The 19,957-nt window shown below is 68.5% G+C and carries 18 protein-coding genes; 14 read left to right on the top strand and 4 right to left on the bottom strand.

Going from position 1 to position 19,957, the window contains the following annotated elements:
• The first annotated feature begins 10 nt into the window (after nucleotides 1–10).
• The 3 genes from panC to KTR9_RS20960 are packed head-to-tail and all read left to right on the top strand — an operon-like array spanning nucleotide 11 to nucleotide 2,222.
• Nucleotides 11–958 (top strand): pantoate--beta-alanine ligase, encoded by a 948-nt coding sequence (panC, locus tag KTR9_RS20970; RefSeq protein ID WP_014928010.1) that lies wholly within the window; start codon nucleotides 11–13, stop codon nucleotides 956–958.
• Nucleotides 959–960: 2 nt separating this feature from the next.
• Nucleotides 961–1,401: an aspartate 1-decarboxylase gene (gene panD, locus KTR9_RS20965; RefSeq protein ID WP_014928009.1), complete on the top strand. Its 441-nt coding sequence runs from the start codon at nucleotides 961–963 to the stop codon at nucleotides 1,399–1,401.
• 17 nt (nucleotides 1,402–1,418) lie between these two features.
• Nucleotides 1,419–2,222 (top strand): type III pantothenate kinase, encoded by an 804-nt coding sequence (locus KTR9_RS20960; RefSeq protein WP_014928008.1) that lies wholly within the window; start codon nucleotides 1,419–1,421, stop codon nucleotides 2,220–2,222.
• Nucleotides 2,223–2,240: 18 nt separating this feature from the next.
• Here the strand turns inward: KTR9_RS20960 and KTR9_RS20955 are convergent, their stop codons facing one another.
• A complete protein-coding gene (locus KTR9_RS20955) occupies nucleotides 2,241–2,828 on the bottom strand; it encodes a TetR/AcrR family transcriptional regulator (protein ID WP_014928007.1) in 588 nt (195 codons plus the stop codon).
• Between the two features lie 60 nt (nucleotides 2,829–2,888).
• Here KTR9_RS20955 and KTR9_RS20950 point away from each other — a divergent pair, with 60 nt between their 5' ends.
• The gene (locus tag KTR9_RS20950) at nucleotides 2,889–3,854 is read left to right on the top strand and encodes an alpha/beta fold hydrolase (RefSeq protein ID WP_044507217.1); all 966 of its coding nucleotides are present in this window, start codon (nucleotides 2,889–2,891) and stop codon (nucleotides 3,852–3,854) included.
• Nucleotides 3,855–3,865: 11 nt separating this feature from the next.
• Here KTR9_RS20950 and KTR9_RS20945 read toward each other — a convergent pair whose 3' ends face one another.
• Nucleotides 3,866–4,336, bottom strand: coding sequence for a TetR/AcrR family transcriptional regulator (locus KTR9_RS20945; protein WP_014928005.1), 471 nt, complete (start codon nucleotides 4,334–4,336; stop codon nucleotides 3,866–3,868).
• An 82-nt stretch (nucleotides 4,337–4,418) separates the two neighbouring features.
• On the opposite strand from KTR9_RS20945, the gene KTR9_RS20940 reads away from it, so the two are divergent.
• The 3 genes from KTR9_RS20940 to lysS all read left to right on the top strand — a co-directional run bounded on the left by KTR9_RS20940 (nucleotide 4,419) and on the right by lysS (nucleotide 7,813).
• A complete protein-coding gene (locus tag KTR9_RS20940; RefSeq protein ID WP_014928004.1) occupies nucleotides 4,419–5,561 on the top strand; it encodes an FAD-dependent oxidoreductase in 1,143 nt (380 codons plus the stop codon).
• A 158-nt stretch (nucleotides 5,562–5,719) separates the two neighbouring features.
• Nucleotides 5,720–6,184 (top strand): hypothetical protein, encoded by a 465-nt coding sequence (locus KTR9_RS20935; RefSeq protein ID WP_014928003.1) that lies wholly within the window; start codon nucleotides 5,720–5,722, stop codon nucleotides 6,182–6,184.
• Nucleotides 6,185–6,244: 60 nt separating this feature from the next.
• Nucleotides 6,245–7,813, top strand: coding sequence for a lysine--tRNA ligase (gene lysS / locus KTR9_RS20930; protein ID WP_014928002.1), 1,569 nt, complete (start codon nucleotides 6,245–6,247; stop codon nucleotides 7,811–7,813).
• Nucleotides 7,814–7,855: 42 nt separating this feature from the next.
• Here lysS and KTR9_RS20925 read toward each other — a convergent pair whose 3' ends face one another.
• The gene (locus KTR9_RS20925; protein WP_083888995.1) at nucleotides 7,856–8,731 is read right to left on the bottom strand and encodes a type IV toxin-antitoxin system AbiEi family antitoxin domain-containing protein; all 876 of its coding nucleotides are present in this window, start codon (nucleotides 8,729–8,731) and stop codon (nucleotides 7,856–7,858) included.
• 109 nt (nucleotides 8,732–8,840) lie between these two features.
• Nucleotides 8,841–10,424 (bottom strand): FadD3 family acyl-CoA ligase, encoded by a 1,584-nt coding sequence (locus tag KTR9_RS20920; RefSeq protein ID WP_014928769.1) that lies wholly within the window; start codon nucleotides 10,422–10,424, stop codon nucleotides 8,841–8,843.
• A 43-nt stretch (nucleotides 10,425–10,467) separates the two neighbouring features.
• On the opposite strand from KTR9_RS20920, the gene KTR9_RS20915 reads away from it, so the two are divergent.
• From KTR9_RS20915 to KTR9_RS20885, 7 genes are all read left to right on the top strand, one after another.
• Complete coding sequence (locus KTR9_RS20915; protein WP_044507214.1) at nucleotides 10,468–11,739, top strand: acyl-CoA dehydrogenase family protein; 1,272 nt, start codon at nucleotides 10,468–10,470, stop codon at nucleotides 11,737–11,739.
• Nucleotides 11,739–12,578, top strand: a complete 840-nt coding sequence (locus tag KTR9_RS20910; RefSeq protein ID WP_010840677.1) for an SDR family oxidoreductase — start codon at nucleotides 11,739–11,741, stop codon at nucleotides 12,576–12,578. The genes KTR9_RS20915 and KTR9_RS20910 overlap by 1 nt, the downstream gene beginning before the upstream one ends.
• 37 nt (nucleotides 12,579–12,615) lie before the next feature.
• Entirely contained in the window at nucleotides 12,616–13,773 is a 1,158-nt protein-coding gene (locus KTR9_RS20905) for an acetyl-CoA C-acetyltransferase (protein ID WP_014928767.1), read from the top strand.
• A gap of 163 nt (nucleotides 13,774–13,936) precedes the next feature.
• Nucleotides 13,937–15,463 (top strand): aldehyde dehydrogenase family protein, encoded by a 1,527-nt coding sequence (locus KTR9_RS20900; protein ID WP_014928000.1) that lies wholly within the window; start codon nucleotides 13,937–13,939, stop codon nucleotides 15,461–15,463.
• 87 nt (nucleotides 15,464–15,550) lie between these two features.
• The gene (locus KTR9_RS20895; RefSeq protein ID WP_083889035.1) at nucleotides 15,551–16,234 is read left to right on the top strand and encodes a TetR family transcriptional regulator; all 684 of its coding nucleotides are present in this window, start codon (nucleotides 15,551–15,553) and stop codon (nucleotides 16,232–16,234) included.
• A 61-nt stretch (nucleotides 16,235–16,295) separates the two neighbouring features.
• Nucleotides 16,296–18,200 (top strand): ABC transporter ATP-binding protein, encoded by a 1,905-nt coding sequence (locus KTR9_RS20890; RefSeq protein ID WP_044507212.1) that lies wholly within the window; start codon nucleotides 16,296–16,298, stop codon nucleotides 18,198–18,200.
• On the top strand, nucleotides 18,197–19,933 hold the full coding sequence (locus KTR9_RS20885; RefSeq protein WP_010840672.1) for an ABC transporter ATP-binding protein: 1,737 nt from the start codon (nucleotides 18,197–18,199) through the stop codon (nucleotides 19,931–19,933). Before KTR9_RS20890 ends, KTR9_RS20885 begins: the two co-directional genes overlap by 4 nt.
• Nucleotides 19,934–19,957 lie beyond the last annotated feature (24 nt).

The raw sequence follows: 19,957 nt of genomic DNA, 5'->3' as shown, positions 1-19,957 counted from the left end.
AGGAGGCGGCGTGAGCGGCCCGCTCGAGCAACAGCCCACCTACTCGGCCGGGCGGATGACCGTGCATCGTGAGCCGGCGTCCCTGACCCGCGTCACCCGCGCGCTCCGCGCGTCGGGCAAGCGCGTCGTGCTCGTTCCGACCATGGGCGCCCTGCACGCCGGCCATCTCGAACTCGTCCGGGCCGCCAAGGCGAAGGGCAACACGGTCGTCGTGGTGTCCATCTTCGTCAACCCCCTGCAATTCGGCGCCGGCGAGGACCTCGACGCCTATCCGCGCACCCTCGACGCCGACCTCGCGCTGCTGGAGCCGCTGGGCGTCGAGTTGGTCTTCGCGCCGTCCGCGTCGTCGATGTACCCGAACGGCCCGCGTACGACGGTCCACCCGGGGGAGGCGGGCGGAATCCTGGACGGGGTCTCGCGTCCGACGCACTTCTCGGGGATGCTGACCGTGGTCCTCAAGCTACTCAACATCGTCGGACCGAACGCGGCGTTCTTCGGCGAGAAGGACTATCAGCAGCTGGTGCTCATCAAGCAGATGGTGACCGATCTGAACCTCGACGTCGACATCGTGGGGGTTCCGACCGTTCGCGAATCCGACGGGCTGGCCATGTCGTCGCGCAACCGCTACCTCACCCCGGAGCAGCGCGAGCTGGCGACGGCCATCTCGGCGTCGCTCGTCGCGGGCGCCCATGCGGCCGAGGGCGGCCGGGACGCCATTCTGGCTGCCGCGCAGTCGGTGCTGGCCACGGTGCCCGAGATCGAGGTCGACTATCTCGCCCTGCGCGGACGCCAGCTCGACGAACCGCCGGAGAAGGGACCGGGACGATTGCTCGTCGCGGCGCGGCTCGGCAACGCGCGCCTGATCGACAACGTCGGTGTGACGGTCGGCGGAGTCGCCGCGCTCGAAGAAGAACTTGCCTGGACCAATGCCACCACAACCACGACAGAGGGACGATGACCATGTTGCGCACCATGATGACCTCGAAGATCCACCGCGCCACCGTGACCCAGGCCGATCTGCACTATGTCGGTTCGGTCACCATCGACTCCGACCTGCTCGATGCCGCGGGCCTGCTCGAGGGCGAGCAGGTCACCATCGTCGACATCGACAACGGTGCCCGGCTCGTGACCTACGCGATCGCCGGTGAGCGTGGCAGCGGTGTCATCGGGATCAACGGCGCGGCAGCGCATCTCGTCCACCCGGGCGATCTCGTCATCATCATCGCCTACAGCATGCTCGACGCGGCCGAACTGCGTGAGTACTCGCCGAACGTCGTGTTCGTCGACGCGCAGAACCGCATCGTGACCACGGGCGACGACCCGGCCGACGTGCCCGAGGGGTCGGGTCTGCTGGACCCGCGTCACCTCGACAGTCCGATCTTCGCCGACGCCTCGCTCTGACGCGGCAACAACTTTCGATGCTGCTCACCGTCGACGTCGGGAACACCAACATCCATCTCGGCGTGTACGCGGGGGTGGGGGATCACGCACGTCTGGTGCGTGACTGGCGAATCCACACCGACCCGCACTACACCGCCGACGAACTGGCGTGGGCGTTCCGCGGCATGCTCGGCGACGACATCGACCAGGTCACCGGTGTGAGCGCGTTGTCGACGGTGCCGTCGCTCCTGCGCGAGCTCCGCGTCATGGTGCCGCGCTACTTCGGCAACGGTCCGCACGTGCTGCTCGAACCAGGCGTGCGCACCGGCGTTCCGCTCCTGGTCGACAATCCCAAGGAGGTCGGCACCGACCGGGTCTCCAATTGTCTGGCCGCACATCATGAATTCGGCGGGCCCTGCATCGTGGTCGCGTTCGGCACGGCAACGGTCGTCGACGCGGTGTCCGCGTCGGGCGAGTTCCTCGGCGGGGCGATCGCGCCCGGGGTGAATCTCGCTGTCGAGGCCCTCTCCGAGCACACGGTGACCGTTCGCAAGGTCGAGCTCATGCCGCCGCGCGGCGTGCTCGGCAAGAACACGGTCGAGGCGCTGCAGTCGGGCATCCTCTACGGCTTCGCCGGTCAGGTGGACGGCCTGGTCGACCGTGTCTGCGACACCGTCCCCGGATTCGACGGCGACGATGTGACCGTCGTCGCGACCGGCTACCTCGCACCGCTCATGTTCGACGAATGCCGTTCGCTCACCGATCATCACCCGCATCTGACCCTGGAGGGTCTGCGCCTGGTCCACGAACGGGCCAAGGCCAATCCGCGTCGCGGAAAGTGATCTCACGAACCGCGGTGATCACCGGTCCCCGCGGAGTGCGGCCTCGGTGTAGGCCGTGATGCGGTCGGTCAGTTCGCCGCCGGCCAGGTCGGTGCCGGCCAGCTGATGGACCTGGGCGTCGACCGCCGCGAACGCGAGCCGTAGGTCGGTGACCGCGGAGTCCGCCGTCCAGCCGTCGGCGACGAGATGAGCGCTCAGCCGCTCGATCAGGCTGTCCACGAGGGCGGTGTACCCGGCTGCGAGGCGTGCCGGGTCGGCCAGTTCACGCAGGCGTCCGTGGGCACGGCCGTGGGTCGAGTTCTCGTGCACCGCCACCTCGATCACCGCGCGCATCACCTCCGGCCACGGACGCGAACCGGCGGGGTGGGCGTCGAGAATCGCGGTGATCGCCTGGCCGGCGGCGTCCAGATGGCGGAGTGCGAGTTCGTCGAAGATCGCCTGCTTGTCGCCGAAGTACTGGTAGACCGAGCCGACCGACACCCCGGCCTTCTCGGCGATGCGGTTGGTCGTCAGTTCCGCGCCCTCGGTGTCGAGAAGTTGAGTGGTCGCCTCGAGGATCAGGTCGACGGTGAACGAGGAGCGTTGCTGCCGTGGCCTTTTGCGCATCTGCTCGATCCTGGTGAAATGCGAGTTGTCCCATGCCGCCACCGGTTCGACGATGGATGCATGAGCTGCGAATCCGGAACCCCCGAATCCTACCTTCGCTTCCTGCCCGAACCGTGGCGATCCGAAGCCGCCGGGGTCGCGGCCGAATCCACCTGGTGGGCGTGGCCGTCGAGCTCCGGGCGGCCGTGCGGGGACGTGGACGTGCACGTCCTGCGGGCGCGCCGAAGTGCCGCACCGCTGCGCGTGCTGCTGCTGCACGGAGGTGGCGGCCACAGCGCCCTGGTCTGGCCGCTGGGCGCGATCCTCGCGAACGAGGGGTTCGAGGTCCTCGCCCCCGATCTGCCGCAGTACGGGCGCACCCGGGTGAGCGATACCGGGCGGGTCCGCTATCAGGACTGGGTCGACCTGGTCGCCGACCTCGTGGCGGCGGAGACCGAGGACGACCCGCGTCCGCTCGTCGTGCTGGGCGCGAGCCTCGGCGGCATGCTCGCCTACGAGGTCGCCGACCGAACGGGGCGTGTCGCCGCGGTCGTCGCGACGTGCCTGCTGGATCTGGCCGGTGACCCGGCTGCGCGTCGAGCAGTTGCGCGCACGCCGGTGCTCGCACGACTGGTCCCGCTGATGCCGGTGCTCGCCCGGGTCGGGGCTCTCGCGCGCGTGCGGTTCCCGATCCGCTGGGTGGCGCCGATGTCGGCGATGAGTCTCGACCCGGAGCTGTCCCGGGCGTGCCTCGACGACCGGCTGGGTGCCGGATCGTCGGTGTCGCTGGGGTTCCTGTCGGACCTGATGACGCACGACGTGCCGGACCCAGAGGGGTACCGGGGTCCGCGCGTGCTGCTGGTCCACCCGGCGGCGGACTCCTGGACGCCGCCGGAGATCAGTGTGCGTTTCGCGCGACGGATGGCGGCGCGCACCGACATCCACCTGCTGACCGGGTGCGGGCACTTCCCGGTCGAACAGCCAGGCGTCGACGAGCTGGCCGAACACCTCCGCGCGCTGGCCGTCGATCTCGTCGGGACGGCCTGAATCCCCGTCGGTCAGCGGAACGCGCGGAGCAGGGGAGTGGGATCGTGGTCGGCGTCGGTGCCGTCGGAGTTGCGCAGCAGTGCGTCGAGGACCAGGCCGTCGAGCGCGGCGACCAGCTGCCGGGCCTCGCCGCGGGACAGTCCGCCGTCGACGAGCCCGTCGACGTAGCGGTCGCGGTGCCCGACCATGGCCCGTCGCAGCTCCTCGTCACGAGTCGACAGGAGCATGAGCTCGTAGCGGGCCCTGGTCCGGACTCGGTCGGCGCCCAGCCAGCGGACGATCACCTCGTGCGTCGACTCGCCGTCGGCGGCCCGGTCGCCGAGAAAGACGTGTTCGACGAGCGCCGCGAGAAAGCCGCTCTGACCGCCGAAATGGTGACGAACGCTCCCGTGCGGCACGCCCGACGCGTCCTCGACGGCGCGCGCGGACGCCTGGCGGATCCCCACCGTGCCGATGAGGGTGATGCCGGCGTCGAGCAGCACGTCGCGTGTCGAGGCGCTCGCTGATTTCTCCACATGGAGAAGTCTATCTGCTATGGTTCTTCTCCATGTGGAGAAGAGACCCGTGAAGGTCGTGGTGGTGGGTGCGGGGATCGCCGGGCTGTGCACGGCGGCCGGTCTGGCGTCGACGGGGGCGCGTGTCACGGTCGTCGAGCGGGCGCCGGAGGTTCGGGGCGGGGGCGCGGGACTGAGCATCTTCGAAAACGGAATGCGCGCGCTCGACTCGCTCGGGCTGCGATCGGTGATCGGTGAGGCCCCGGTGCCGACCCCGCCGGCAAGCGGAACGCGGACACCGGACGGACGCTGGCTCAGTCGCTTCGATCCGGCGTCGCTCACCGACATGCGCGTGGTCCGCCGTGCCGACCTCCACGCGGCCCTGCTCGGCGCCGTCGCAGGTGTCGCGGACATCCGGACGGGTTCCGGGTTCGAGGAGATCGCCCCCGGGAACAGTGTCGTACGCCTGGCCGACGGAACAGAGATCGACGGGTGCGACCTGATCGTCGGCGCGGACGGGTTGCGCAGCCGGGTGCGTGGCGCGATCGTCGCGGACCCGGGCGTCCGCAGGTGTGGATACGCCGCGTGGCGGGCGGTCACGTCGTCCCCGGTGGCGGTCGACGCGGCCGGCGAGACGACCGGTCGCGGAGCGCGCTTCGGGATCGCGCCGCTGGCTGACGGTCACGTCTACTGGTTCGCCTCGGTGTCGGACGCCGGAGACGGCGCCGAAGGTGGTCTCGATGAAGTGCGGCAACGGTTTTCGGGTTGGCACCGGCCGATCGGCGAACTGCTCGACGCCACCGACCCGGCGACCGTCGGTTACCTCCCGATCGAGGAGCTCGCCTCGCCGCTGCCGACCTTCGTGGGAGCAGGCCGGCCATGTGGGAGCGTTCTCGTCGGCGACGCCGCGCATGCGATGACCCCGAATCTGGGCCAAGGGGCCAACCAGGCGATGGAGGACGCGGCCACCCTGGTGGCCTTGCTCCGACGGTCGGGCCACAGCGGCCTCGACGACGCCCTGCGGGCCTACGACCGCCTGCGGCGCCCGCGGACCCAGCGCATCGCACGGCAGGCGTCGATGATCGGGCGGGTCGGGCAGATGCGTGCCGCGCCCGCCGTCTGGGCCCGTGACCTCGCATTGCGGATGACGCCCGACGCCGTCCTGAATGCGCAGATGCGACGCGTGCAGCAGTGGCAGCCGCCTGAGGTGTGACGGTGTCGGTCAAGTCGGGGTCTGGCCGGTGGGGCCGGGCTGTGGCATACTCGTCGCCGTGATCATGAGCTGTCAGGAGTGTTGTCGGGGCTAGTACCGCGTCTGCGGCTGCCCTACTTCGCGCTCCCCGCTCGATCTCGATCACTTCAGGACTTCACATGACCGCTTCGGTTGTTTCTTCTGCTCTTGCCCCGTCGGCCGCGTCGGTGTTCGCCGTGGCGCCGCCGACCGTCGCCCCGGCCCCGTCGGCGCCGCTGTCCCTGCGCGTCGAGGACTACGCGTCCGCGGTCGCCGCCGGCGCCACCCCCGTCGATGTCCGCTCCCACCGGCGCCGTCAGCTCGACGGCGCCCTGTTCGGCGCGCTGGCCATCGACGCCGTCGAGGTTCTCGACCGGCTCACGCCGGACACCCCGGATTCGCTGCGCACCGCGCGACCCGACTCCCGGTGGGTTCTCGTCAGCGAGGACGGACACGAGGCGGAATGGCTCGCCTGGCACCTCCAGGCGCGTGGCGTGCACGGTGCGGTGTTCGTCGTCGGCGGGCACCGCCGGATGCGGTCGGCACGGGTCAACGGCCGGATTCGTCCCGACGACCTCGCCGTCATCTCCGCGCACGAGAGCTGAACCCGCGCAGCGCGACCCGATTGTGGCCGCGATCACGCCGAGGCGGTGAGTTGGGAGTCGATGACCGGCCCCGATAGGGTGCGTGGGGTGAGTGACAGCCCGACCAGCACCGCCACCCCCGAAGCGACCGACGAGCAGACTCCCGAGCAGTTGCGCATCCGCCGCGAGAAGCGTGAGCGGATCCTGGCCGAGGGCCGCGAGGCATACCCGGTCTCCATCCCGCGCACCCACAGTCTCGGCGAGATCCGCGCGGCCTATCCCGACCTCGAGGCCGGTACCGAGACCGGTCAGCACGTCGGCGTCACCGGGCGCGTGATCTTTCTGCGCAACAAAGGCAAGCTGTGTTTCGCGACGCTGCAGGAGGGCGACGGCACCCAGCTGCAGGCGATGGTCAGCTTCAACGGTGTCGGCGAGGAAGCGCTGGCGCGGTGGAAGTCCGAGGTGGACCTGGGTGACATCGTGTTCATCTCCGGCGAGGTCATCAGTTCGCGCACCGGTGAACTGTCGGTGATGGCCGACGGCTGGCAGATGGCATCGAAGTCGTTGCGTCCGTTGCCCGTCGCCCACAAGGACATGAACGAGGAGACCCGGGTCCGGCAGCGTTACGTCGACCTCATCATGCGTCCGGAGGCGCGCAGTATCGCCCGCACCCGGATCTCGGTGATCGCCGAACTCCGTGCGGCTCTGGGCCGTCGGGGATTCCTCGAGGTCGAGACCCCGATGTTGCAGACCCTGCACGGCGGGGCGGCGGCACGTCCCTTCGTGACGCATTCCAACGCCTTCGACATCGATCTGTTCCTGCGCATCGCGCCGGAGCTGTTCCTGAAGCGCTGCGTGGTCGGCGGCATCGAGCGCGTCTTCGAGATCAACCGCAACTTCCGCAACGAGGGTGCCGACTCCACCCATTCGCCGGAGTTCGCGATGCTCGAGACCTATCAGGCCTACGGCACCTACGACGACTCCGCGGTCATGATCCGCGAACTGGTGCAAGAGGTGTCGCAGGCCGCGCTCGGCACCCAAACGCCGACCATGCCGGACGGTTCCACCTATGACCTGTCCGGCGAGTGGACCGCGCTGGAGATGTACCCGTCGCTGTCCGAGGCGCTCGGCGAGCAGATCGTCCCCGCGGGCGCCGACGGTGAGACCACCGTCGAGGAGTTGCTCGCCATCGCGGCACGCGTCGGACTCGAGATCCCGAAGGACAAGGGTTACGGGCACGGCAAGCTCGTCGAGGAACTGTGGGAACACATGGTCGGCGAGAAGCTGGACCGGCCGGTCTTCGTCCGCGACTTCCCGGTCGAGACCTCGCCGCTGGTCCGTGCGCACCGGTCGGTGACCGGCGTCGTCGAGAAGTGGGACCTGTATGTGCGCGGCTTCGAGCTGGCGACCGGATACTCCGAACTCGTCGACCCCGTCATCCAGCGCGAGCGCTTCGCCGACCAGGCCCGCCTGGCCGCCGCCGGCGACGACGAGGCGATGGTCCTCGACGAGGAGTTCCTCGCCGCGATGGAGTACGGCATGCCGCCGACCACCGGCACCGGTATGGGCATCGACCGCCTGCTGATGGCCCTCACCGGCCTCGGTATCCGCGACACCATCCTGTTCCCGCTGGTGAAGCCCCGCACCTAACCTCCCGGGATTTCGTAGCAACAACGCGCGCTATGGCCGTATTCACGCTACGGATTTCCGACGCAGGGCCGTTCGGACCTGGGCCAGCACCCAGGCCGGGCGGGCGGTGACGTCCTGCCAGGTGAAGCGCAGGACGGTCCAACCGTTCGCGACGAGGTCGTTCTGGCGGGTCCGGTCCCGTTGGAAGGCGACGGCGTCGCTGTGGAAGGCCATGCCGTCGATCTCGATGGCGATCTTCGACGCCATGAAGGCGAAGTCCAGGACATAACCGCAGGCGGGCGTGTTCGCCGACCATCCCGTCAGTCCGGAACCGCGCAGCAGTGTGGCGGTGATTCGTTCCGCCTCGGACCTCGCGCCCGAGGACATCGCCTCGAGCATCGCGCGCGCTCTCGGAGAGCCTCGACGCCCGGCGTTCCGACGCTGGACAACGTCGAGCGCGGCGACGGTGACCTTCTTGTTCAGCAGCGCGGAGTCCATCACTTTCACCCCCGATTCCACCGATGCGTCGAGAACCGTCAGCTCGAGCGCGGTCACGGCCAATCCGTCGACCTCTGTGAGGTCCCGGCGGTCGACGTTGCGATGCCAGATCCGCGCGCCGTCGACCGGTGACCCGTGCCGACCGTGCGGTGCGACCACCACGGGGGACGCGGGGACCTGGGGGACGATGCCGTGCCACCACGCCGCGGCCGAGCTCGCAAGAGCGGCGTCCGGCCCGGCACGCAGCACGGCGAGCCGCATCCGCATCCGGTCATCGACCGTCCGGTCGCCGACTCGGAAGACACCCCTGGCGACCCGGACCCACTCGCCGGTGGCGACGCGATGTCGGATCCTGTCGGCGGACACGCCTACGTCGAGCAACTGCCGGGTCGTGAACACGCCGTCGTGGGCCGCGATCATCGCGCGTGGGTCCTCGGTCACAGAACTTCGACGCACCGCTGCCCCCACCGGTTCCCGCCGCGAATCACGGGTCGATTCGGTAGCAAGAATGCGCTTATAGCGCGCATTGTTGCTACGAAACGCCGCGGGGCTAGGTGAGGTCGCGCTTGAGGATCTTGCCCGACGCGTTGCGGGGGAACTCGTCGACGAAGACGACCGACCGGGGGATCTTGAAGTTGGCGAGGTGCTCTCTGGCATATGCGATGACCTGCGCTTCGTCGAGGTCGGTGCCGGAGCGGACCGTCAGATAGGCGCGGCCCACCTCGCCGAGGCGATCGTCGGGTACGCCGACGACCGCCGATTCGGTGACGCCGTCGATCCGGGCGAGGGTCTGCTCGATCTCCGCGGGATAGACGTTGAACCCGCCGCAGATGTACATGTCCTTGAGTCGATCGGTGATCGTCAGATTGCCGCGCTCGTCGATGGTCCCGATGTCGCCGGTGTGGAGCCACCCGTTGGCGTCGATCGTCGCCGCGGTGGCGTCCGGGTCGTCGAGGTATCCGACCATCACCATGTCTCCGCGAGCCAGCACCTCACCGTCGTCGGAGAGCCTGATCTCCATGCCGGGGAACGCGCGTCCGCAGGTGTTGGCCACCGTCGTGTCGTCGTCGTCGGGCGTGCAGGTCGACACGAAGCCGCTCGCCTCGGTCAGGCCGTAGGCGGTGATGACGGTGTCGACACCCAGGTCGTGCTGCAGGCGTTCGACGAGGACGACGGGCACGATGGCGGCGCCGGTGATGACGATGCGCAGGCTCGAGAGGTCGTGGTCGGCGCGCTTGGGGTCGTCGAGGATGGTCTGGAAGATCGTGGGAGCGCCCGGGAAGACCGTCGCGCGTTCGTCGGACACGAGCTTCATCGCCTGCTCCGGCGAGTAGACGGCGAGCGGCAGCATGGTCACGCCGAACAGGACGCTCGGCAGGATGCCGGCCTTGTATCCGAACGTGTGGAAGTACGGGTTGACCATCAGATAGCGGTCATCGGGGGTCAGCCCCGCGTTCGCACCCCACCCGTGTGACCCGGTCAGGGTCTGCCGGTGTGTTGCCAGCACGCCCTTGGACTTCCCGGTCGTGCCGGAGGTGAAGAGGATGTCGGAGATGTCCTCCGGGGAGACGGCGTCGGCGCGACGGTCGGCATCTGCCCGCGCGTCGTCGGTCGCGCGTTCGAGGAACTCGTGCCAGTCGACCGCACCGTCGGGTCCTGTCGCGCCGGGGGAGAGCGGCACCCGCACGACCACCGCGGGCATCGAGGCGCGGTGATCGCGTAGGAGTTCCGACGCGTGGTCGGCGCCGAGGAACTCGCCGGACACGACGACCGCCCGGGCCCCCGAACGTTCGATGATCTCGACTGCCTCGCCGGTGGTGTAGCGGGTGTTGAGCGGGACGAGTGTGGCGCCGGCGTAGTGGACTCCCAGCGCCGCGATCGGCCAGTGGAAGCTGTTCGGCGACCAGATGGCGACCCGGTCCCCGGCCTCGATGCCCGACGCCACGAGTGAACCGGCGAAGGCGCGGACCGCGCTGTGCAACTGGGCCCAGGTCAACTCGAGTCGCGGATGTGACGAAGGGTCCCACTGGCCGTCGACGAGAGCGATACGGTCGGGCCAGGTGCGCGCAGCGCGACGCAGTGCGGCTGGTGTGGTGGGAGAGGGGAGAGTCTCGTGCAGAGAGGTCTGCGCCATGCGCCCCAACCTAGCACTTGCTTGGTGCGTTATGCTAGCGCTCATGACCACGACGAATCTCGCCGATCGTGCCGTCGACCTGGGTGAATGGGCGAAATCGACACCGAACGCCGGCACCGAGTTCGCGGCCGCGGTGCGGGCGTGGCTCGACGAGAATCTGACTGGCGACTTCGCCGATCTGAAGGGCCGTGGCGGCCCGGGTAGCGAACATGAGTTCTTCGCCGAACGGCTCGAATGGGACCGCCATCTCGCCCGCGCCGGATGGACCTGCATCGGCTGGCCGGTCGAGTACGGCGGTCGTGGCGCGACACTCGAGCAGCGGATCATCTTCCACCGCGAGTACGCCCGCGCGAATGCGCCCGCCCGGGTCAACCACCTGGGCGAGGAACTGCTGGGCCCCACACTCATCGCCTACGGCACCGACGAGCAGAAGCGGCGTCTGCTGCCCGGGATCGTCGACGTCACCGAGTTGTGGTCGCAGGGTTACTCGGAACCGGGCGCCGGCTCCGACCTCGCGGGGGTCTCCACGACCGCGCGGCTCGACGAGTCGAGCGGATCGGCCAAGTGGATCATCAACGGCCAGAAGATCTGGACCTCGCTCGCGCATGTCGCGCAGTGGGTGTTCGTCATCGCGCGTACCGAGAAGGGGTCGTCGCGGCACGCCGGGCTGAGTTTCCTGCTGGTCCCGCTCGATCAACCGGGAATCACCGTCCGGCCGATCCAACAGCTCACCGGCACATCGGAATTCAACGAGGTGTTCTTCGACGACGCAGAGACCGAAGACGATCTGATCGTCGGCGACCCCGGCGACGGCTGGAAGGTCGCGATGGGGCTGTTGCAGTTCGAGCGCGGTGTCTCGACGCTGGGCCAGCAGGTCGGATTCGCGCGCGAGCTGGGCAATCTCACCGACCTCGCGCGAGCCAACGGGTCGGTCGACGATCCGGAGATCGCGTCGCGACTCGCGCGCGCCGACATCGGGCTGAAGGTCATGCGGGCCCACGCCCAGCGGACGCTCGACGGTGACGTCACCTCCCAAGCGGGCGCGGCGTCGGTGTCGAAGTTGTTGTGGGCCAACTGGCATCGCGATCTCGGCGAACTCGCGATGAATGTCGTCGGTGCACCGGCACTGATCGGTCCGGCCGCGACCGCCGAAGGCAAGGCCAACGACATCGCCGATCCGGAGAACGTCGAACTCGACGAATGGCAACGGCTCTACCTGTTCACCCGTGCCGACACGATCTACGGCGGGTCGAACGAGGTGCAGCGCAACATCATCGCCGAGCGGGTGCTCGGCCTACCCCGAGAGGCACGCTGATGACCGGAGTCGACGTCAACGGGGCCCGCGCCACGGACCGAGCGGCGTCCCCGCTCGCCACTCCTCCCGCCGAGGTCGCCGGACACGACCTGTTGCTGGGCAAGAAGGTCGTGGTGACCGCCGCTGCCGGAACGGGTATCGGCTTCGCGTCGGCCCGCCGCGCGCTTCTCGAAGGCGCGGACGTGCTCATCAGCGACTGGCACGAACGGCGCCTCGGCGAGGCCGCCGAGAAGCTGGCCGCCGAGTTCCCCGGCCGCACGGTCACCCAGCGCACCTGCAATGTGCAGGTCACCGCGGAGGTCGACGCGCTGATCGACGACGCCGCAACGCAACTCGGACGCATCGATGTGCTGGTCAACAACGCCGGACTCGGCGGCGAGACCCCGGTCGCCGAGATGACCGACGAGGAATGGGACCGCGTCCTCGACATCACGCTCACCGGTACCTTCCGCGCCACCCGCGCGGCCCTGAGGTACTTCGGCTCGGTCGAGCACAACGGGGTCATCGTCAACAACGCCTCGGTGCTCGGCTGGCGGGCCCAGCGCGGACAGGCCCACTACGCCGCGGCGAAGGCCGGGGTGATGGCGTTGACCCGGTGTTCGGCACTCGAAGCCGCCGACGTCGGGGTGCGCATCAACGCCATCGCGCCGTCGATAGCCAAACACCCGTTCCTCGCGAAGGTGACCAGCGACGACCTCCTCGACGAACTCGCCGCCCGGGAGGCATACGGGCGCGCCGCCGAGGTCTGGGAGGTCGCCGCGACCGTCGCGATGCTCGCCAGCGACTACACCACCTACCTCACCGGCGAGGTCGTCTCGATCTCCAGTCAGCGCGCCTGACCGCCAACGACGTCCACCGATTCAAGGAGCACCGACCATGACCACCCCCCAGGCCTACATCGTCGACGCCGTCCGCACCCCGGTCGGCAAGCGCAACGGCTCACTGGCCAAGACCCACCCCGCCGACCTCGGCGCCCACATCATCTCCGCCCTCGTCGAGCGCACCGGAATCGACCCGGCTGCCGTCGACGACGTGGTGTTCGGATGCCTCGACACCATCGGCGGCCAGGCCGGCAACGTCGCCCGGACCGCTTGGCTCGCAGCCGGTCTCCCGCTGGAGGTGCCCGGCACCACCGTCGACCGACAGTGCGGCTCCAGCCAGCAGGCCATTCACTTCGCCGCGCAGGGCGTCATGAGCGGCACCCAGGACATCGTCGTCGCCGGCGGCCTGCAGAACATGAGCGCCATCCCGATCTCGCAGGCGATGATCTCCGGCAAGGAGTTCGGATTCACCACGCCCACAGCCGAATCCGCGGGCTGGCAGGAGCGCTTCGGGGACGCGCAGATCTCCCAGTTCCTCGGCGCCGACATGATGGCCAAGAGGTGGGACATCAGTCGTGAGGACATGGAGCGCTGGGCGCTGCAGTCACATGAGCGTGCCCGGGCGGCGATCGCCGGCGGCAGGTTCGACACCGAGAACATCGCGCTCGGCGACTGCGTCGTCGACGAATGCCCGCGCGAGACCTCGATGGAGAAGATGGCCGGTCTGCAGGTGCTGGCCGAGGGGTCGCGGCTGACGGCGGCCGTCGCCTCGCAGATCGCCGACGGCTCCTCGGCGACACTCGTCGTCTCCGAACGTGCGCTGAAGGAGCACAACCTGACACCGCGTGCCCGCATCCACCACATGTCCGTGCGCGGCGACGACCCCGTGATGATGCTCTCCGCGCCCATCCCGGCCACCACGTACGCGCTCGACAAGACCGGACTGTCGATCGACGACATCGACGTCGTCGAGATCAACGAGGCATTCGCGCCGGTCGTGCTCGCCTGGCTCAAGGAGACCGGCGCCGACCCCGCCAAGGTCAACCCCAACGGCGGCGCCATCGCACTCGGCCACCCCCTCGGCGCCACCGGTGCCAAGCTGTTCGCCACCCTGCTCAACGAACTCGAGCGCACCGGCGGCCGCTACGGACTGCAGACGATGTGTGAAGGCGGCGGGACCGCCAACGTCACCATCATCGAGCGGCTCGGTTGAGAGTTCACCCCCTCGACGTTTCGGTCCCGGGGTCGTACCATTCTGACAACAGGCGTGCCCACATCACGGTGTGACCTGGCGCATACTATTGTGTGGGACAGGCGGACTGTTTTGTTCCAACGCCGCACGTCAGGTGCAGCACGACCTAGCTGAGGGGATCTCGATGACCAAGCCTGCTGAACACACCAGCACCGACGCGATTTCGACGCGGGGTGTTTCGTCGGAGGCACACACGCTGACCGAACTGGTCGACATCCAGCGCGCGGCGTTCCTGCGCGACGGGATCCCCGACGCCGACACCCGCATCGACCGCATCACGCGGCTGGCGGCGCTGCTGCTCGACAACGCCGACGAGATCGCTGCCGCGTTGGCCGAGGATTTCGGTGCCCGTCCGCGTGAGCTGTCGCTGGCCGCCGATGTGGCCGGCTGCATGATCGACCTCGCTCACCAGCGCCGGGGCGTCAAGGACTGGATGGCCGAGTCCAAGGTCGCCAAGGTCCAGGGCCTGCTCGGATACAAGCAGAGCATCCGGCACGACCCGCTGGGTGTCGTCGGGATCATGGGGCCGTGGAACTTCCCGCTGCAGCTCACGATCGTGCCCGCGGGTTCGGCTTTCGCGGCCGGTAACCGGGTCATCCTGCGCCCGTCGTCGGTGACGGCGAAGACCACGGACGTGATCGCCAAGCACGCGCCGGACTACTTCTCGATCGAGGAGCTGGCGGTCGCCACGTCGAAGCACGGTTCGGGTTCGGACTTCGCCAAGCTCAAGGTCGATCACATGTTCTTCACCGGCTCGCCCGGCGTCGGTGCCTCGGTGGCTCAGGAGGCCGCGAAGAACCTCATCCCGGTCACTCTCGAACTCGGCGGGAAGAACCCGGCTGTCGTCGACATCGACGCCGACATCGACAAGGCCGCGACGATGCTCGCCGACGCCCGCATGGTCAACGGTGGCCAGGTGTGCCTGTGCCCGGACTACGTCTTCGTTCCCGAGGCCAAGCTCGGTGAGTTCACCGACAAGGTCGTCGCGCGGTGGACCAAGAACTTCCCGACGATCATCGACAACGACCAGTACACCTCGACGATCAACCAGAAGAACTACGAGCGCATCCTCGGGCTCATCGACGACGCCGAGCAGCTGGGCGCCACCAAGCGTCAGGTGATCCCCGGCGGCGAACCGCTGCCGGACGCCGCGCGCCGCAAGATCCCGCCGACGCTGCTGACCGGCGTCAAGGCGGGCATGAAGATCGAGGAGGACGAGGTCTTCGGTCCGGTGCTGACCGTGTACCCCTACCGCGACCTGTCCGAGGTCATCAGTCAGATCGGCTCGCATCCGCATCCGCTGACCATGTACTGGTGCGGCGACCAGAACGAGCGGTTCCAGAAGCTCGCCGACAACACGCGCAGCGGCTCGATCAACGGCAACGACTTCGCCATCCACCTGTTCAGCGGCGAGCTGCCGTTCGCTGGTGTCGGCAACAGCGGGATGGGCGGATACCACGGCCGCACCGGCTTCGAGACGTTCAGCCACGCGCGGGCCGTCGCGTTCTCGACGCTGCCGGTGAGTGTCGCCGAGATGATGTCGCCGCCGTTCCTGCCCAAGGACACGAAGCTGACGAACAATCAGCTCAAACTGTGGAAGTTCTTTAACAACCGCGCGATGAAGAAGGTGCGCAAGCGCCTCGGCGCATAAGATCGGTCGTCGTGGCCGGGATCGTCGACCGACGGTCCCGGCCAAGCGCTTGCTAGGGTGTGCGCAGACTCTCTCAGGAGGATGCGCTTGTCACCACGAGGCCAGACCAGGATCGATGCGAAAGGCAGATCCGACGCGACCGCGGCCGCCGCGGACGTCAAGCCGGCCGGCGGACAGCGGACCGATACGCCGGCCCGCTCGTCGCGTCGAGACGAGCTGCTGGCGACGGCCGGGCGGATGTTCGCCGAGCAGGGTCTGCGGTCGACGACGGTCCGGGACATCGCCGACGCCGCCGGCATCCTGTCGGGCAGCCTCTATCACCATTTCGACTCCAAGGAGTCGATGGTCGACGAGATCCTGCGGGGCTTCCTCGACGACCTGTTCGCCCGTTACCGGCAGATCGCGGCGTCGAGCACGTCGGCGACCGAGACCCTGCGCGGACTCGTCATCGCGTCGTTCGAGTCCATCGATGCCGAACGCAACGCGGTCGCGATCTACCAGGACGAGGCGAAGCGTCTCTCCGGCCAGGAACGCTTCACCTACATCTCCGAACTGAACGTCGAGTTCCGGCAGCTGTGGCAGTCGGTGCTGCAACGCGGGGTCGAGAACGGGGAGTTTCGGGCAGATCTCGACGTCGAGCTCGTCTACCGGTTCATGCGCGACACCGTGTGGGTCGCCGTGCGGTGGTACCGGCCCGGCGGCACGATGTCGGTCGATTCGATCGCGGACCAGTATCTGTCGGTGGTCCTCGACGGCATCCTGCCGCGCTGACCACCGACGTCGAAGTTAGGGTAGCTTTCCTTTCCCAGCGTCCGGCCGTTATTGTGCGCATATGACAATTGGCGGAACCGATGTGTCCGCGCCGGCAGCAGTCTCCGACGTCGACGCCGAACCCGACGATCCGAAAGCCGCGCGCGCCCAGGCCAGATCCGAGTCCAAGGCGAAAGCCGCCGCGCTCGCCGACGTCCTGGCCCCGGTGAAGACGCGCACGATGCTCGCCCAGTTCGTGCAGATCTTCGCCTCCGCCGCAACGGTGGTGCCGTTCATCGGGATCGTCGAACTCGGGCGCATCCTGCTCGAGCCGGGACCGATCGACTCGGGACGCGTGTGGCTGGTCGTGTGGCTGGTCGTCGCCGGTCTCGGTGCTCGCGCCGCCTTCAGTTTCCTCGCACTGGCGATCACCCACTTCGCCGATCTCGATCTACAGGCGCAACTCCGAATCCGCATCGCGGACAAGCTCGGTCGGTTGCCGCTGGGCTGGTTCAGCCGCACCAGCTCCGGTGCCGTCCGCAAGTCCGTGCAGAACGACGTCGCCGACCTGCACTACCTCGTCGCGCACGCGACGGTCGAGGCGACGGCGGCGATGCTCTCGCCGATCTTCGCGTTGATCTACTGCTTCTACCTGGATTGGCGTCTCGGACTCCTCGCCGTCGCCACGGTGCCGCTGTACGCGTTGACCTACTCCTACATGGCCCGTGACCTCACGACCGAGATGGAGAAGATGGACAAGGGTGTGGCGCGGATCAGTGCGACCATCGTCGAGTTCATCTCGGGTGTCGCCGTCGTGAAGACGTTCGGCCAGACCGGTAAGGCGCACCGGCGGTTCGTCGACGCCGCCGACGAGTTCAACGACGACTTCGCCGGTTACATGGGTCCGATGCTGCGCGTCCAGGCGGTCACCACCGTCCTGATCAGCGCGCCGCTGATCCTGCTGGTCAACCTCGGGGTCGGGTACTGGCTCGTCGACAACGGCTGGGTGCAGCCCATCGAACTCGTCGGCTCGACGCTGATCGCGATGGTGCTGCCGACCGCGCTGCTCACCGTGTCCACCGCGGTGCACACCCGTCAGCAGGCCTCGGCCGCGGCGCTGCGCATCGCCGCGCTGCTCGCCGAACCGGAGCTGGTCGTCCCGGAGAATCCACAGGTGCCTGCCGGTCACGACGTGCGTATCGAGAACGTGCACTTCACCTACCCGCCCCGTCTCGGGGTGCCGTCCGGGGTGAAGGCGCTCGACGACGTCAGCGTGGAGCTGGCCGAGGGCACCGTGACCGCGCTCGTCGGGCCGTCGGGAAGCGGGAAGTCGACGCTCGCGACGCTGCTCCCGCGTTTCGGTGATCCCGACTCCGGTGCGGTGCGTATCGGCGGGGTCGACGTGCGCGACATCGCACCCTCCGAGCTCTACCGCCACGTCGGTTTCGTGCTGCAGGACGTGCAGCTGCTGACGATGTCGGTGCGTGACAACATTCGCCTCGGCCGTCCGGACGCGAGCGACGAGCAGGTCCACGACGCCGCCCGGGCCGCGCAGATCCACGAGCGCATCCTGGAGCTGCCCGACGGCTACGACACCGTGGTGGGCGATGGTGCCCACTTCTCCGGCGGTGAGGCACAACGTGTCTCGATCGCGCGGGCACTGCTCGCCGACACGCCGATCCTCGTCCTCGACGAGGCCACCGCCTTCGCCGACCCCGAGTCCGAGGCGCAGATCCAGCAGGCCATCGGCGCGCTGATGACCGGGCGGACCGTACTCGTCATCGCCCACCGTCTCGGCTCGATCACGCACGCGGACAACATCGTCGTCCTCGACCGGGGCCGGGTCGTCGAACAGGGCCGCCAGGACGAACTGGTCGCCCGCGGCGGGCTGTACGCGTCGATGTGGGCCGCCTACGAGGCCGGGACCACCAGACAGGACGAGGAGATCGCGCGCGGCGCGGTCGCGAACAGCGAGGTGGCACGATGATCCGCGGTTTCTACACGATCCTGGGTTCCGAACGTGCACGCATGGTCGTCTTCCTGTCCTGGGTGGTCGTCTACGGCGTCGCGCAGGGGCTGGCGATGCTCACCCTGGTCCCGATCGTCGAGCATCTGCTGACCGGTGATCTGTCCGCCGCCGCGAACTGGTTGTGGCCGTTGGCCGTCCTCGTCGTCATCTGCGCGGTGAGCGCCTACGTGCAGTCACTCAAGGGCATGACGATGGCGCTCTACGCCATGCGCATGCTGCACCACCGGCTCGGCGATCACATGGTCACGCTGCCGCTCGGATGGTTCACCCGTGACCGGGTCGGCGACGTCTCCCAGATCGCGGTCAAGGGAACGATGTTCGTGGGCAGCACCGGTGCGCACTACATCACCCCGGTCGTGGTCAACACGGTCAGCTCCGTCGTGGTCGTCATCGGCATCTGCTTCTTCGACTGGCGCATCGGCCTTCTCATGGTCGCCGGCACGTTGCTCCTCATGTATGTCGGCAAGCTGTCGAGCTCGTTCCTCGCGAAATCCGAGGGACGCAAGCGCGCCGAGGCCGTCAAGGTCAACAACCGCGTCCTGGAATTCGCCCGCTGCCAGGCGGTGCTGCGAGCTTTCGGCGATTCGGACTCCGCGCACAAGCCACTCGCCGACGCCCTCGGACAGCAAGCACGCGTGGGCAAGTCGATGCTGTGGCGCTCGATCCTCGGCATCCTGCTGAACGGGTTGTCAGTGCAGGTCGTCTTCAGCGCCGTGCTCGCGCTCGGTGCGTGGCTGGCCGTGGCGGGACACATCGAGCCCGCCCTGCTGATCGCGGTCTTCGGTCTCGCGGCGCGCTTCTTCGGTCCCATCGGCGAACTCGCGGAACTGGGTTCGACGCTGCGCATGTCCACCGACGAGATCAACCGCATCACCGGCGTGCTCGACACCGACCGGATGCCCGCGCCCGATCAACCGGCGGAGATCACCGAACCGGGTGCCGTCGAACTCGACGGTGTCGCATTCGGATACGAGACCGGTGCGCAGGTCCTGCGCGACGTGTCGCTGCGGGCGCGCCCGGGCACGATGACCGCTCTCGTCGGCCCGTCGGGCTCGGGTAAGTCGACGATCTTCCGCCTCATCGCCCGGTTCTACGACGTCGACGGCGGCGTCGTGAAGGTCGGCGGCGTCGACGTGCGCGAGCAGGAGACCGGTGCACTCATGGGCCAGCTCTCCCAGGTGTTCCAGGACGTCTACCTCTTCGACGACACGCTGTGGGAGAACATCAAACTCGGCCGCCCCGAGGCGACCGACGACGAGATCCGCGCGGCCGCCGAGACCGCCGGGGTCACCTCGATCGTCGACCGGTTGCCCGACGGCTGGCACACGGTGGTCGGCGAGGGCGGTTCGGCCCTGTCCGGCGGTGAGCGGCAACGTGTCTCGATCGCCCGTGCTCTGCTGAAGGGCGCGCCGATCGTGCTCTTCGACGAGGCGACCAGCGCTCTCGATCCCGAGAATGAGACCCACGTCGCCGAATCCATCCGCAGGCTCGCCGACCAGAGCACGGTGCTCGTCATCGCACACAAGCTGTCGACCGTGATCGCCGCCGACCAGATCGTCGTGCTCGACGACCAGGGTGGCGTCGACGACATCGGCACCCACGACGAACTGCTCACCCGCGGTGGGCGTTACCGGGAGTTCTGGGACCAGCGCGCCGCCGCTGCCGGATGGACGCTGACGCCGTCGGCGTAGGCGGCGTCACTCCTCCTCAGGGCG

The sequence above is a fragment of the Gordonia sp. KTR9 genome, assembly GCF_000143885.2.
Lineage (GTDB): Bacteria > Actinomycetota > Actinomycetes > Mycobacteriales > Mycobacteriaceae > Gordonia.
Note: the sequence above shows the minus strand (reverse complement) of the source record. Positions and strands in the feature narration are given on the sequence as shown.